The organism is Polynucleobacter rarus (genome assembly GCF_003072505.1).
In the GTDB taxonomy this organism is placed as follows: Bacteria; Pseudomonadota; Gammaproteobacteria; order Burkholderiales; family Burkholderiaceae; genus Polynucleobacter; species Polynucleobacter rarus.
The window spans coordinates 840,404-855,814 of the sequence record NZ_NTGB01000001.1 but is presented as its reverse complement, the minus strand read 5'-3'; the positions used below and the strand labels follow the sequence as shown (position 1 = coordinate 855,814).

Below are 15,411 nucleotides of genomic sequence, written 5' to 3'. Positions count from 1 at the left end.
AGAGATGCAAAAACCATATTATCAACCCTACTGAAGGGTGTCCTCAGTAAATTTTAAATGTGCTGATTTTGAACCAGGAAGAGCAAAAAGCGTATATCTTTTACCTGCCTGTAGGTTTCCTAGATTAAAATTTATGCCCGTATTTTTATTATCACAAGAAAGCTCAACTGAAATGTTTAAGGGGTTAATGGAGCGACGAGCAATCTGATTCTGTTGAACTTTCTCAACTAGATTCACTCCTTTTCCCACAATTACTAAACTTGCAACATTACATTGCGACCCAGATAAGTTATAAAGTGCGACTGAAGCTTTCAAAGAGTTAAAGTCATCAGGAGTTTCACGAACGATAATTGGCTTTAATTTATTATCTTTTAACACTGCGACTGCTGAAACAAATTCCCCTGGCTTGACGGTTAGGGCAACATCTGATTTGAAAGTTTCTCCAACAAATTGACCTTTAATTTCCTTATTAGCTGCAATTGGAAAAAAGTTAGATGATGGTTTTTTTTCATTTAGTAAGATTTTTGATTTCGATCCTGATGCCACAATCTCCAATGAGCTTTCTGAACCATTTACAAACCTAACAAACGCAGAATCTTGACTCGGTCCGGTAGGATACAGTGCCATTTCAGTTGCAAATACAACTCCGAAAAACATACTAGCTAAAAATAGAATACTTTTGGTGATCATTTTGTTAATCCCTTAGATGAAACAATTGCTTCAGTTATGGCTTCTCCCCATAATTTATAACCTGGGGCTGTAAAGTGCTGACCATCAATTGTTGCCCAAGCACCTGGCTTAGATAATTTTAAAGAATTTAAGTACTGACAAGGGCTAACATTTTTCTCAATTAGATTTGATAACTCCTCTACACGAGCAAATGTTTTACGAAACTTTCCACCCTCACTTCCCCACGCTGGACCAACCCAAATACATTTAGTATTTGTCTCCCCTACTTCCCTTGATAAAGTGGAAACTTGTTGCCATATCCAACTCTTAGGCAGGGATGGCTTATCATAAGAAGCAATTGTGTCTCCTTGTACGATTACTACCAAGTTTGTTTTTTCACTCTTGATCAATTCTTTTATCGGTATAGTTCCCTCAGTCATTCCGTAAACTTTAGCTGGGCTTGTACCTATTTTTTCTGCTTTGCCGCATGTGCCCTTAGCGCCTTTAACCCAATCAACTGGATTTGATCCACATACGCCAATTGAGTGTACTTGAGCTCCTTGGGCCAACAAATCATTGTGTAATGAATTTAATAAGTGATCAGGAAATGCAAGATGACTATCCCCGATAACTAAGATAGATAATCCTGCTAAAAGTGTTGTAGTTGCCATAATTTCTAATTTATTGTGCTAAGTAAGAGTAAGGAGAGTAAAGAGCAGACGCTGGCATAGTTAATGGTATGGTTGTTATTCTTTCAAAAGGAATGCGTAAATTAACTCCCAGTCCCCATTGGCGATAGTTTCCTGAGTTATCAAATAATACATTTCCACCCATAAACAACTGCGGTGCAACTTGGTACTCCATAGCACCAAATAAGTTAAATGCAACACCAGTATTAGAACTAGATACTGAATTAGGTGTAGTTGCTCCATATAAATTGGAATTAGTACTCAAGTATTTCGTGGCTAAATCTTGCATACTAGGATCATTTGGATAATAAGGAGCACTATTTTCATTGAACTGTTGCCAACCTACTGCAGTTTTAATTAAATAGGAAATATTACCTGTTCTTTTTTCAAAGGACAACGGAACCGTCAAGGCAACGTACTGTTGAGGACTGAAGTAACCACCATTTCCATAAGTAAAGCCGCTTAGGTTATCTTTATAAAAAATACCTGAAGCACTTAAACCTAATTTAAATAACGAATTAGATGTTTTCAACAAATCCTTATGGACTTCAGCTGTTATTTCGGCTCGAGTATTCGTTTTAACATTGGTTCCATTAATTTGATGATACGAGGCAGTAACAGAGCTTCCAAAGGATGGATTAGCCACGAAAGTATTTGAGAAGCTTACACGTGCACCATTGGCCATTACGCCACCCCAAGATAAACCCGATCTTGGATCAGTTGATCCTGCAAAAGAAACAACAGAATCTGTTACTGGCCTTGATGACAGACTAAAACTCATGAACTTTGTTGAATTATCATCAAGAGCGGTTTGGTATTTAAGACCACCAGTAAACTTAGAAAACAAAAATCCTAATGGAGTTACACCAACGTCAGCAGTAAGACCACCTTGTTGAATTCCCGCTGATAATCCTACACCCCTTGCAGAAATTCCACCTAACACTGGAGGTATGTTGTTAGCAATATCGCTCGTCAAAACACCGCTACCAAAGGTTGAGTTATTATAAAAACTATCTTCAATAGTCCCAGCATTTAGAGAAACTTGTGTAAGTTTAAGGCTTACTTTTGAATCGTTTATTGGAAAACGGATTTCTAGGGGAACTTCTTGGTCAGTTAGATTTGATGAACCAGAAGTGCCATTTTTAGATCTATAAGAAAAACCAGCAAGTACCTCTGGAGATCTTTCTTGTTTAATTTGATTAACTTCTAGCTCGGTCTCTTCTTGTTTTTTAGCAAGATTTGAAGCAACTACAATCTGACCAGATATAACATCTGCAATTGTCTCATTTAAAGGAACTGGCTTAGTAACTGGCTTAGGCTCAGCCTTAGCAATAATTTTATTTTTAGAGGATTTAGGTGAAGGTCCTGCTGTCACAACAACTTTGTTGGTATAAAAGTTATCTGGATTAGTTCCAACAGTTTTTATATCAGTTGGTTTTGAGGAAAGAATTGGCGTGTCCGGGTTGTTAACCATTGATTGCTCAAACATACTTAGTGCCAAAGCATTTTTTCCTATACTACGGTATACCTTTCCGGCATTCCTCAAGTATTCAGAATTATTAGGATCTAAGGATAAGTATTTATCTAATGTTTGAGTTACCAAGCTAAAATTTCTTGACTGAGCAGCAACCTGAGAAAGTCCAAGTAAAATTTCAGGCTGATTTTCGTTTTTTTGAAGTAACTCATTGTAAGTGTTAATTGCTTCTTGATTCATGCCTAATTTGGAGTATGTTCGAGCTATAGCGCCATCAACATATGTTTCATTGGGTCGTTTTGCTTTTAGGATGATTAGTTTTTCAAGTGCCTCTCTAGGGTTACCATTTTGATTTAAGGATTCAGCTTGGCGAACTGAGTAAGGAAATAGCAAGTCATCAAATAAATTTCGTTGCTCAACTGTCAATTTTCGAGATTGAATCTTATTAATTACATTTCCGAATTCAACATCTTGATTTGTTTTTAATAAAATAGATGCCTGTTGCAACAATACGTCCGTTGATGGATCACTAGATTTATTAACCATTTCATTAACTAGTTTCATACCTTCTTGAGGAAAACCTAAATCGACATATGAATTTGCTAATAAACCCGTTAGATTAGTATTATCAACAACTAGTGGTTTTACTTTTGACAATATAGTTAAGGCATCTGACTTCTTACTAGACTGATCTAAAGTTTCGGCGTAAGCAATTTGTGTTTGAACCCAAGCTATTTTATGGAACTCTGCAATATCTTTAGTTCTCTCAGATGGTTTAATGAGCTCTAAAGTTTTCAGAGCATTTTGCCAGTCAGGGATTGTAGATGAAAAAATTGCGCTCGCAAAAAGTGCTTGTGTATCGGAGGGGTTTGAAGATAAGTAACCGTTTACAAGTCCCTTTGCTTCACTTGCTTGGCCGTTTTTCATGTAGATTTTTGCCAACTCTAATCTTGTCCAAGGATCATTACGATCAATGGCTAAAGCATCTAGAAAATATTTTTTAGCTTCAAGGTCATTTCCTTTAACTAATGCATCACTAGCTTGTTTTTTTGCGGCAATCAAACGAGGATTAGCCGAAATTGGAGGTGGAGCACCAATAACACCTGCTGACGATCCTTGGGAAGCTGCTGCAGTAGTTATGTCAACTAATTTCTTTTTTCCAGCATTCAATTGGGCAATAATTTCTTTGTCGTCTGGAGTTATTTTTAAATATTGTTCAAACAATTGAAACTCTTCAGGTCGCGGAGGACCAAACCAAACTAAAGCCTGTCGAATACTTTCCATCGCTTCACTTTTAACAGATGGATTAGCGGTTAACCTGAGTAACTGTTTTAGTCCTTCAATACGCGTAGACTCTGCAACAATCAAGCGCTTAGCTAAAAATAAATCAATTTGTAAGTCATTAGGTGATTCTTTTTTAAGTCTAATAAAGCCTTCAATCGACTCTTTCGCTTTCTCTGGCAGATGAGCCATTGCGCTATAGTACTCAAAAGCTTCAGCACCATGAGGCGTGTTTGTCCCCAAGGCCTCGCGATATTTTTCTACAGCTCCGGAATAATCTTGATTCTGAGTTGCTATTCTAGCCAACTCCAATGATTTGGAATTAGTTGGGTTTCTTAAACGAATGTCTTGATCAATTCTTTCTAAAAAAGAACTTTTAGGATTGATAGCAACTATTTTATTATAGTAATCCATCGTTACATCTAAATTCTTTTTATCTAATTCACTGATAGCCATTCCATATAAGGCATTTTCATCTTTTGGATTGATTAGTAATAGTTTTTTCCAAGCTTGGGCAGCCCTTTGAGAATTTCCTCTATCAATCCAAAATTGGCCTTGTGCATTTAGATCTTTAATTACATCTATATCCTGAGAGAAAGAAACTGGAGCTGAGCTCAACAATAGAACACTAACAGAAAATTTGAATTTTGAAGTTGACAAAGAATACTCCTGAAATTGATAAATTTTGAATAATTAATTTAAGTCTAGATTAAATTTTCTTTGGTTTCGTCAAAGGGCTATTGAGGACTGATTGGGTTATCTTGCTACTCCAACTTTTATAACCAGCTGGGGTTAGATGCTGACCGTCTATAGTAGCCCAATCCCCTATATTGGAAAACTTTGTTGATGCAACATATTCGCAAGGCGAAACATTGTTTGCCAAAAAAGTACTGAAAAATTTCACTCGATCATTATTCTTTCCGTACTTACCACCCTCTTTACCCCAGGCTGGGCCAACCCAGATGCAAGGAGTATTTGTTGAACTTATTTCTTTAGCTAAACTTGTTACACCTTGCCAAGCCCAAGCCTGAGGAAATGGCTTTCCATACGATGCCATAGTATCCCCAATAATTACTAGAACGATATCTGGTTTGTCAAAAGAAATTAAATCTTTTATCGGAGTTGTTGTAGCATCACTGCCTTTTACAGTTGCCTTTTCACTACCTACTTTTTTAGCGCCACACGGTACTTGAATTTTTTTTAACCAATCACCAGCGCTTGCTCCGCAAGCTCCATATGCATATACCTTAGCTCCTTGATTAGTCAAACTCTCAGTTAGCGGGTCTAACAAATAAGACGGAAGAGACATATGACTCTCTCCAATGACTAAAACTGCTATTCCCGCTAAATTCGCTAATGCCATTGATTTCTTTCTTAAAAAAAATTTTTATAAACTTAATGATAATACAAAAATAAGTCATATTAACTTTTTTGTAACAAGTATTTAAAAGGATAATTTAAAATACCCAAACTGATTACATTAAGTCAAACATTAAAAAATTCAAAAGTATAATTAATTTCATTCTCAAGCTAATTTGAGTAGTAGCTTTATTAATTTTGGTGATTTTTTGCTACAAATATATTGTAGATTGGATTGATATCCTCTTTGTGGGTGAGTGAATTTAGAATCATTACTTACTCATAGGAGGCCTTCTCCCAAAAATCAGATTGTTTAAAACTAAAATTTGCTGCTTACTATCGTATTTCTGAATCCGCTTACACTAACATTTTTCAGCTCATTTTGCATCGGATTATTAGTGCTTGAACGGAATAACAGCCACATGGAATGCTTAAAGACCTTATCAATGACTATTCCATTAATTCGCCTTCCCCAAATCATAAGCATGCTTGTGGGGACCAGTTTAAGATTTTTTGAAAGATATTTTACTTAGATAAAATCCGCCAGGAGCCCCCTTAGCCAAGTGTTTTCATCCCTATCAAAGCTTAAGAAGACTTTTTCAGCCAAGTAATGTTTACAAAATTAAAAAATGTAACCAAAAGGAATGTTGATAAAATACCTAAAATTGAAAAAAAGACAGCATCTATGAATGTTTGAGTTTTCCAGCTCGTGTCTTCAATTCTTTTTAACGTCATATAAACATCTCTAGAAGAAATAATCTCACCATTTCTAGAGCTTGCGAATTGAGTAAGTCTAATAGCAGTCCAAATTGATACAAGGCCGGAGCACTTTATACCTGCAGATACCAATACATCTTCAGGGATTATCATGTAATTAGAACTAATAAGTTCTTGACAATTAGGACTGTAAAAATCTTCAATGGCATTCTTTTGCAGAAAAACCCAGTATGCATCAGGTTTGCTATTTTGATACACCCCATAAAGGAAAGAAAGGGAGAAAAACAAAAAACCGCTTATGGCAATTAAACCAAAACTTGGTAGGATTTTGTTGAAGTATGAAAGTATACGCTGGAATATGTTCATTTAAGATATTGAAAGGTTTGTATTTATTTTAATTAAAGTTTTTTCCATTTTTTATTTTATATTTTCTAGAGTAATTACGAAGTTTTCTAATGATAACAAGTGTTTATGCATTATAATGCTAATACAGCTAGACGTATATTTAAATATTTAAACACAAAGAATATCCCCCGTCAAGGGGATATTCTTAATAATTACAAGAAACTAAAAAGGCTTGGCAATATAAAAAAAGAAGGTTTGCACAGAATTACAACTAATTTTTTATTAAAAAACTTCAGTTGAATTAGGAGCTAGTACGCAATCAAAATTGCACAAGTAAAACATAAAACCAGGTTTTTATTGTTTTTATTCTTAACTATGAATACTTAATTTTCAAAGCAAACGAATTTACTATTGACCTCCGTTGGTGTGTATGAATTAATTATCAAAACATGCCCTTTATTTAATGGCATTACTATTTTCTTGCCATATGCACCGAAATTTTCGTAACCATAGTTCTCCAAAATTTTATAAGTATTGTTTTCACAATTAATTAGAATCTTTTTTTGGGAACTGCGGATAGTTTTGTTATAAAAAGTTTTAATTTCTTCAGAAGAATAATTGATAATCACTTTATATTTCACAAAAGGATAATCTTTTTGAACAGAATCCGTAACTAAAAAATATAAGTTATCGTTTCCCGAACTTTGAAAACTAAGAAGATTTGCTCCAATCACTTGAAAAGGGAACAAAACCAAGAAAATATATATTAATTTCATTTTTATTTACAAAATTAAGGCCATAGTAATTTTAATGGTTCTATTCTACTTGTTCCAAACTTAAATTTTCAAATTATTTAGTTTATAAATATTTGTTTCAACTCCAAAGGGAAATAACCCTTTAATTATCGAGATGGTGTTTATAAAATAATAATCATGTAAAACCCAAACAATCATTTCTTTGCCAGAGAAAAAATATAAGGCAATTTTTTAATAGGGAAAATGTATTTAATGTCAATCTAAAAATTTTTCCTATCAAGAAATCATCCTCGACCATACTGATCTGACAATCGAACAATATCGTCTTCACCCAAATAAGAACCTGATTGAACCTCAATTAATTCCAAGGGCAATTTTCCAGGATTTTCCAAGCAGTGAACAGCTCCAATCGGTATATATACCGAATGATTTTCACTCAGCAATTGTTCTTTGTCGCCAATTAAAACCTTCGCAGTCCCTGATACAACGATCCAATGCTCCGCTCGGTGATGATGCATTTGAACCGACAGTTTAGCACCTGGTTTGACTGTAATTCTTTTTACTTGGTAGCGCTGACCCTGATCAATAGAATCATAAGATCCCCAAGGACGGTGGACTTCCCGATGAAGTTCAGTTAAGGTACTTTTTCTTGCTTTGAGTTCCTCAACGATTTTTTTCACATCTTGTACTTTATCTTTGTTTGCAATTAATAACGCATCTGAGGTTTCGACAACAACAATATTCTCAACACCTAATAAGGCAACAAAGCGATGATCAGCATGTACAAAGCTATTTTTACAATCTTTAAGAAGGGTATCACCTCTTTGAACATTACCATTCTCATCTTGGGGTAAGGCTTGCCAAACAGAAGACCATGAACCAACATCATTCCATCCAGCATCCAAAGGGACTACCAAAGCATTATTGGTTTTTTCCATTACAGCATAATCAATTGAGTCAGATCGGCACTTACCAAAACTCTCTAAGTCCAAACGGATAAAATCTAAATCTTTTTTAGCTTCTTCCCATGCTGTTTTAGCTGAACTATAAATATCTGGTTGGAACTTCAATAACTCTGCAAGAAAGATAGAGGCTTTAAACATAAACATGCCACTATTCCAGGTATAAGTTCCCTCTTGAATGTATTGTTTAGCTGTCTCAAGATCTGGTTTCTCAACAAACTTTTCAACCGCTACCGCTTTTGTTGGATCAAGAGGTACTGAGGACTTTACATATCCATAGCCAGTTTCTGGAGCAGTCGGAATAATACCAAAAGTTACCAAGCCATCTATTTCTGCAGCATTAGCACCCACTTTAACTGCATCCAGAAAAGCTTGATTATTCGTAAAGATATGATCAGATGGGAGTACTAATAAAATTGGATCTTCCTGCAGTAGAGAAAATGCAGCGACGGCAATCGCTGGGGCAGTATTTCTACCGATGGGTTCCAAGATTAATGATTTTGGCACTACATTAATGTCCAGACATTGTTGAGCAACCAAAAAACGATGATCATCGTTCGCCACGATCACAGGAGACTCTATCTTTAATTCATTTAAATTACTTTGTAAGCGACTCAAGGTCAATTGAAATAAAGATAACTCCTCCGTAACACCCAGGAATTGCTTGGGACGTAATGCTCTTGATAACGGCCACAATCTTGAGCCAGAACCGCCAGATAAGATAACAGGTGTGATATTTGTCATAAAAAACTTCTTAGGTTAAATAATTATGACTTATATTATCTCATTGTATTATTTACATCTAAATATTGATTTATTTTGTTTTGTTGAGAAAAAATAGAATAAAATCAGCAAATAATAAGAAATTATTCATTTCAAAAAAACGGAGACAATTCATGCAAAGTTGCTTAACTCAGGCATTAAAGCCCAGCCTTTTTAAACTCATCACTATTAGTTTTTTAGCGCTAACAACACTAAATAGCGTTGCCCAAGGTGTTACAGATTCCAAAAATATGGCCTTATTAGGCTACAGCGATTTGCAAGGAAGAACTGCATATCAACCAACCATTCAAAAGCAAGGGAATCGTTGGATTGCTTATGTAGGTCACCATGGTGACTTCAAGTTAAATACCTTGAATGGTCAAATGGAAAACAACGGCACTTCAATTATTGATGTTACTGATCCCAAAAATCCAAAATATTTAAAACATCTGCCTGGTGAAGAAGGCAAAGCTGAACAAGGTGGCGCACAAATGGTGCGCGTATGTTCAGGTGCCACATTACCTAGAGCAGATAAGAGCAAATTTTACATGTTGAGAGTTTTTGGTAATCAATCTCATGAGATTTGGGATGTTACACAACCGGAAAACCCTAGTCTTTTGACTACTGTCGTAAAAGGTTTAAAGGGAACACATAAAAGCTTTTGGGAGTGTGATACCGGAATTGCTTACCTTGTTTCAGGTAATCCACAGTGGCGAACGAACCGTATGACGCAAATTTATGATTTGTCAGATCCAGCAAAGCCTGTCTTCATTCGGGACTTTGGACTCGTTGGACAAAATCCTGGATCTAGTGGAGCCGTACCGATTGCTTTGCATGGTCCAATTTCAACAGGTCCTAAAGGAAATAGAGTGTATTTTGGTTACGGAACCAACACAGAAGGGATCATTCAAATTGTTGATCGTGAGAAATTATTAAATGGTCCAAAAGAGCCAACTCCTGAGAATTTACTGTATCCACAAGTATCTAGAACAGAGTTACCGCCAATGCACGGCGCCCACACTACCTTCCCGATGTTAGACATGGAGTTTCCACAGTTTAAAAATAGCCTATTAGGAAATAAAGGCGATATTTTGGTGACTACTGACGAAGCAATCCAAAAAGAATGCTTAGAAGGCCGTCAAATGGTCTGGTTTATGGATATTTCAAGTGAAACCAAACCTTATGGAGTTTCTAACTGGGCCTTACCTGATATGCCAGGAAATTTGTGTAAAAAAGGTGGCCGTCATGGTGCTCACTCATCTAATGAAAATATGACTGATATTTTCTACAAGAAAATTATGTTCTTCGCCTATTTCAATTCAGGGGTTAGAGCTCTTGATGTGAGAGATCCTTTTGCACCCAAAGAAATTGCCTATTTTGTGCCCGCCATTAATAAAAATACGGTAGCCCTTGAAACTCCAGCAAGTTCTGCAGGTGCGAAATTACCGTATACAGCGGCTGCAACGAAAATAGCAATACAAACCAATAACGTGGAAGTTGATGACAGAGGCTATATTTATATCGTCGATCGTGCAAATACAGGAATGCACATTCTTCAGTTAACAGGGCCTGCTAGAAAGATTGCTAATTGGGATGCAGTAGTTAAGTAAACCACCATAAGTCAATTTCATTTTTAAAATGAAACGATTTTTGTGTTTGATATTCTTCAGTTGGGTAATGGTTTACCCAACTGAAGGAATTACTGATACGACTAAAAAAGTATTTCAATTTCAATTAATTGATGATCAACTAATTCACTCAGAAAAACCCCCACTTCGCATTAAAGTAAAGCAGCATGAGCAGATTGAATGGCAAATAACTAGTAACAAACCTGGTGAGTTGCACCTGCATGCCTACGGAATAGAAGTGAGAGTACCAAAAAATCAATTAGTGGTTTATAAGTTTGAGGCAAAGGCAACTGGCAAATTTCAAATAGAGTGGCATCCACAAAACAGTAATACCAGTCCCAATGCCAATATCAAATTAAATCATTCACCCTCAGCCTATTTTGAAGTTTATCCGAATTAAGTTTTTTTCTATCCTTTACTTTTTTTCATCGCAAGCCTTCGCGCATGCTTTTGATGAAAAATATGATTTACCACTCCCCATCAATTATTTTTTATGGGGAGCAGCAGGAACTGTTGCAGTCACTTATTTTTTAGCCATTCTGTTCTTAAAATTACCCATTGATTCAATCAGAAAGAATGAGCCACTTCAAATTAGATCTTTCACTTTTTCAAATACGAAGCTTCGATTCTTGTTATTACCTATTCAACTTTGCTTTTTAAGCATCGTTGGAGGGTTATTAATCATTGGTTTAACTGGTCCACAAAATCCTCTCATGAATTTAATTCCTCATGTTTTATGGGTAAATTGGTGGATTGGCATGCCTCTTTTATTTATGGTCTTTGGTAATGTATTACAGCTCTTTAGTCCTATTAATACTCTTTTTAATGGCATTTCCCTGCTATTCAAAAAACCTTTAATTCCACTTTTAAAATATCCAAGTTGGCTAGGCTGTTGGCCAGCAACATTTCTATTATTATCATGGTGTTGGATTGAAGTCGTTTATCCCAATGCGGCCCTACCTCGTTATATTAGTGTCATCGTGATTATTTGGTTAATTACCTGTACCAGTTTAAAAATAGTATTTGGTAAAGATTGCGTTCGAAATCATCTAGATTTTTTTGCAATTTATTTCTCCTACTTTGGCCAGACATCCCCTTTTTACTATCAAGAGAAAAAAGCTCAAGGAGTCGCCTTTATTTGGCCATTCAAAGGCTTGTTGGTAAATAATCAACCCTCAATTTCTGGGTCAGTAAGCTTCGTTATAGCGATGCTTTCCACGGTTTTATTTGATGGCTTACACGGCAGTGATGCATGGCAATTTTATGAACAGTTTTTAATAAAATACGTACCAAAACTTTTAGACCTTAATGGCTATGTGGCAGGAGTAATTGGGGTTTTCCTAGTTTGGTTTGTCTTATATGCTATTTTTCTTTTGAGTTGTGTACTCAACTTAATACTGTGTAGATACTTGTATCCACATATAAAAATTAATTTCCAGATCATTGTTAAAAATTTTGCGCCAACGCTTGTTCCCATTGCAATTGCCTATTTGATAGCACATAATTTTTCAAGCTTGATATTACAAGGACAAAATTTTTTAGCCTTATTGTCTGATCCATACCAATTAGGCTGGGATATTTGTGGAACCGCAAATCTTAGACCTGATATCACTTTGATTGATGCAAAATTAACTTGGTACATTGCTTTAAGTTCAATTTTGCTTGGACATGTAATCTCCATTTGGCTATGCCACATGACAGCCTTACAAATTTTTAATTCGCGCTCAATTGCAGGAGTTTCTACTCTCCCATTGAGTCTAGTAATGGTTATTTATACCGTAATCAGTTTGATTGTTTTAGCGGAGCCATTAGTCAACGGCTAATGCTAACTTCCAAAACATTCTTTGGAAGTTAGCACGAAGAAAGATCCTACTGTAGAAAAACTGACAAGGGTTTAATGCGCTTGATAACCAATATCTTTAACCAATTTGCCGTATTTGTTATAGTCTTTTAACAACTCTTGAGCAAAGTACTCTGGAGACTCTGCCACCACTGCAAGACCATATTGAGCCATTTGTTCAACAATTTCTGGTGACTTCATGGCTTTGTTAATTTCTGTATTTAACCGCTGAACTATCTCTTTAGGAGTTCCAGCTGGAGCTGAATAACCGAACCAACCATTCGAATCCCAACCCGTTACAGTTTCTGCAACGGCAGGAGTATTTGGCCAATCCTTGACTCGAACTTTATTGGTTACTGCTAGTAACTTAATCAGGCCAGATCGAATATGCGGTGTCGGACCACTTACTCCGTCAATTCCCAACATGACTTGACCACCAGCCATATCTGTAATCACTGCAGCTGATCCTTTATAGGGTACGTGAGTAAAAGTAAAGTCTGCTGCTTTTGCTAAATGCTCAAAAGTTAAATGAGGGAAACCACCCTCACCGTTAGAACCAACCGTTAATTTACCAGGGTTTGCTTTAGCCCAAGCAATCATCTCCCCTACGGTTTTAAAAGGAACGTCTTTATTACTAATCACCACTAGATAATTCGTAGTAGATAGTGCAATAGGCGCAAAGTCTTTAATTGGATTGTAGGGAATCGTTTTACTAGTGTGAGGCAAAACCACCATGTTTCCGCCTTGTGAAGCAGCGATCGTATATCCGTCAGGTTTTGATTTGGCCACAAAATCCATCCCAATCGTTCCAGACGCACCAGCCTTATTTTCAACCACAACAGTTTGACCCAGAGCTTCCTGAAGTTTAGGTTGAATCATCCGAGTCATAATATCCGTGGTATTTCCAGGGGGAAACGGAATAATAATTTTAATCGGACGATTAGGAAAGTTTCCACTTTGAGCAAAAGCAAAACTACTCGTGATAGACAAAAAAAGACCTAATAGAACTTGTTTCATCCAATGATCATTAGACATCAATATCTCCTTATTAATTTGATTCTTTACTTGGTATTACCGGAATTAATAACTCGGCAGGGTAATTGGGTCCAGTCAGTAAAGTAACTTTTCCACCAAAAATTGCAGGTGGTCTATCCGTCTCATCATCATGCATGAATGGACCACAACCTGTCATCGGATTCTTCATATTTGATAAAACAGCTGCTTCACCTGCAAACTCGTAATCTTTTCCACGTATCGTTAATGCAATCCTGTAACCTTTAGGAACCACAATACAGGTTGGCCAAATTTCAACATCTAACTCATAAATTTCGCCAACGACTAAGGGCTGTTTTTCATCATGAGTGTGCCATGGACGATAAGGTAGACATTTCGTTAGGTCCAGTTTTCGATGTGAAGCTCTCAACCATCCTTGGGCAATGGGAGTGTGCGGATCGAGCGCACCATGGAAAGTCAATTCTTTATTATTTTCATCAAATACTCTGACAATGGCAAAGATATCAGCGTCAATCGTACTTGAAGAGATAAAGAGCTTTAATGACATTGGCCCAGTGATTTCCACTTCCTCAGTTTGAACGGGCAGGGAAAAGGTAACGCCCTCACCCATCATGTCATACGTTAACTGGCCTGCACTAGATACAGGGGCTGGCTCAAGAGACATCTTCTCGGCATTTAAATACAAATGAGTCCAATTTGTTCTAGCTAATGGCCATTCATATTCATCGCGCTGCTCGAACTTTTCACCAGGACTTCTTACAAGTAATGAAATCGGGGGTGTTTTATCCCAGCCGTTGTCAATTCCTTTTAAAAAATGATCAAAAAATCGTTTTTGAATATCAATTCCATAATCAGTATAAAAAGGCGCCCAATGTGAGCCACCGTGGACTTCAAGCCATTTTTGATTGGAAGCAGCACGCACATAACCTTCAAAATTGCCTCTGCCGTGTAAACCTTGACCACCCCAGTTTGCAGCTGATAAGACTGGGACAGTTACTTTACTTAAATCAGCAGTTCTTTCTATGTACCAGTCTGTCAGCATTTCTTGTTCAATCACCTTCTGCCATACATTCTCAACATTTTTAAGAAGTTCTTCTTGTGTGAGTGTCTCTGGTCCACAGACTGTTTCACCAGTGATTGGATTACGTTTACCGCGATCACCCACACCATGTTGAACTGTTTTAACTTGCATTTCCATCCAATTTTTGCGGAAGGTACAAGCAATACCCCCATGTCGATTCGACTCACGATAACCATCATTCCACCCCTCCCAAACGCAGATAGCAGCCAAATGAGGAGGTTGTACCGCTGCGGCACGCCATTGATTGCTTGCGAAATAAGAAATACCATTCATCCCAACTTTAGTATTCGACCAATCTTGTGCAGCCGCCCACTCAATACATTGAGCAATATCTTTTGTTTCGCGCGCATTATTGTGGGCCATAAAACCTGGTGAACGGCCCGCCCCTCTTGAATCGACTCGGATACAGACATACTCATTTGGAACCCACTTTTCAGGATCTACAACTTCCCAATTTTGATATTGATTAGTAGTTCCACGCATGACATCAGGGTTCTCTTTTTCCATAATCTCCCAAGCTGTCTTATAACCTTCTTGAAAGGACAGACCTTTGCCGTAGGGTCCATAAGTTAAGAGGGTCGGAAATTTACCCTCATGGATTGGGCGAAAAATATCAGCTCTTAAAATAAGACCATCATCCATTTGAATGGGCATATCCCAATCAATTCTCATACCATCGCGTATTTCTGATTTCAAAGCTTGCATTGTTGTCTCCAATTAATATTTTTTATTTATTCATCTTTTTATTAATCATTTGATTAATTAATGGAGTAAGTATAAATTGCATCTAGTAATTCTAGTAACAATTTTGAAAATATTTAATGTCTAGAAAATC

Annotated in this window: 12 protein-coding genes; 3 read left to right on the top strand and 9 right to left on the bottom strand. The window is 36.7% G+C overall.

Features of this window, described 5'->3' with window-relative positions:
- Window positions 1–27 precede the first annotated feature (27 nt).
- The 7 genes from AOC35_RS04005 to AOC35_RS03975 form a co-directional block, all read right to left on the bottom strand.
- Window positions 28–690: an alginate O-acetyltransferase AlgF gene (locus tag AOC35_RS04005; RefSeq protein ID WP_108645881.1), complete on the bottom strand. Its 663-nt coding sequence runs from the start codon at window positions 688–690 to the stop codon at window positions 28–30.
- On the bottom strand, window positions 687–1,340 hold the full coding sequence (locus AOC35_RS04000; RefSeq protein ID WP_108645880.1) for a DNA-3-methyladenine glycosylase: 654 nt from the start codon (window positions 1,338–1,340) through the stop codon (window positions 687–689). The genes AOC35_RS04005 and AOC35_RS04000 overlap by 4 nt, the downstream gene beginning before the upstream one ends.
- A 10-nt stretch (window positions 1,341–1,350) precedes the next feature.
- Window positions 1,351–4,773 (bottom strand): cellulose biosynthesis protein BcsC, encoded by a 3,423-nt coding sequence (locus tag AOC35_RS03995; protein ID WP_108645879.1) that lies wholly within the window; start codon window positions 4,771–4,773, stop codon window positions 1,351–1,353.
- A 49-nt stretch (window positions 4,774–4,822) separates the two neighbouring features.
- Window positions 4,823–5,476, bottom strand: a complete 654-nt coding sequence (locus tag AOC35_RS03990; protein WP_108645878.1) for an SGNH/GDSL hydrolase family protein — start codon at window positions 5,474–5,476, stop codon at window positions 4,823–4,825.
- A 581-nt stretch (window positions 5,477–6,057) separates the two neighbouring features.
- Window positions 6,058–6,555 (bottom strand): hypothetical protein, encoded by a 498-nt coding sequence (locus AOC35_RS03985; RefSeq protein WP_108645877.1) that lies wholly within the window; start codon window positions 6,553–6,555, stop codon window positions 6,058–6,060.
- 362 nt (window positions 6,556–6,917) lie between these two features.
- Window positions 6,918–7,310, bottom strand: a complete 393-nt coding sequence (locus tag AOC35_RS03980; RefSeq protein ID WP_108645876.1) for a surface-adhesin E family protein — start codon at window positions 7,308–7,310, stop codon at window positions 6,918–6,920.
- A 263-nt stretch (window positions 7,311–7,573) separates the two neighbouring features.
- Window positions 7,574–8,995 carry a mannose-1-phosphate guanylyltransferase/mannose-6-phosphate isomerase gene (locus AOC35_RS03975; protein ID WP_108645875.1) on the bottom strand — a complete coding sequence of 474 codons (1,422 nt, stop codon included), beginning with the start codon at window positions 8,993–8,995 and terminating at the stop codon, window positions 7,574–7,576.
- A gap of 152 nt (window positions 8,996–9,147) precedes the next feature.
- Between AOC35_RS03975 and AOC35_RS03970 the strand changes: the two genes are divergently transcribed.
- The 3 genes from AOC35_RS03970 (at window position 9,148) to AOC35_RS03960 (ending at window position 12,464) form a co-directional block, all read left to right on the top strand.
- Window positions 9,148–10,623, top strand: a complete 1,476-nt coding sequence (locus AOC35_RS03970; RefSeq protein ID WP_108645874.1) for an LVIVD repeat-containing protein — start codon at window positions 9,148–9,150, stop codon at window positions 10,621–10,623.
- A 67-nt stretch (window positions 10,624–10,690) separates the two neighbouring features.
- Window positions 10,691–11,041, top strand: a complete 351-nt coding sequence (locus tag AOC35_RS03965) for a hypothetical protein (protein ID WP_108645873.1) — start codon at window positions 10,691–10,693, stop codon at window positions 11,039–11,041.
- Window positions 11,022–12,464, top strand: coding sequence for a hypothetical protein (locus AOC35_RS03960; RefSeq protein WP_108645872.1), 1,443 nt, complete (start codon window positions 11,022–11,024; stop codon window positions 12,462–12,464). The genes AOC35_RS03965 and AOC35_RS03960 overlap by 20 nt, the downstream gene beginning before the upstream one ends.
- Window positions 12,465–12,535: 71 nt before the next feature.
- On the opposite strand, the gene AOC35_RS03955 is transcribed toward AOC35_RS03960, so the two are convergent.
- Window positions 12,536–13,516 carry a Bug family tripartite tricarboxylate transporter substrate binding protein gene (locus AOC35_RS03955; RefSeq protein ID WP_108645871.1) on the bottom strand — a complete coding sequence of 327 codons (981 nt, stop codon included), beginning with the start codon at window positions 13,514–13,516 and terminating at the stop codon, window positions 12,536–12,538.
- Window positions 13,517–13,529: 13 nt separating this feature from the next.
- Complete coding sequence (locus AOC35_RS03950) at window positions 13,530–15,281, bottom strand: CocE/NonD family hydrolase (RefSeq protein WP_245898416.1); 1,752 nt, start codon at window positions 15,279–15,281, stop codon at window positions 13,530–13,532.
- Window positions 15,282–15,411 lie beyond the last annotated feature (130 nt).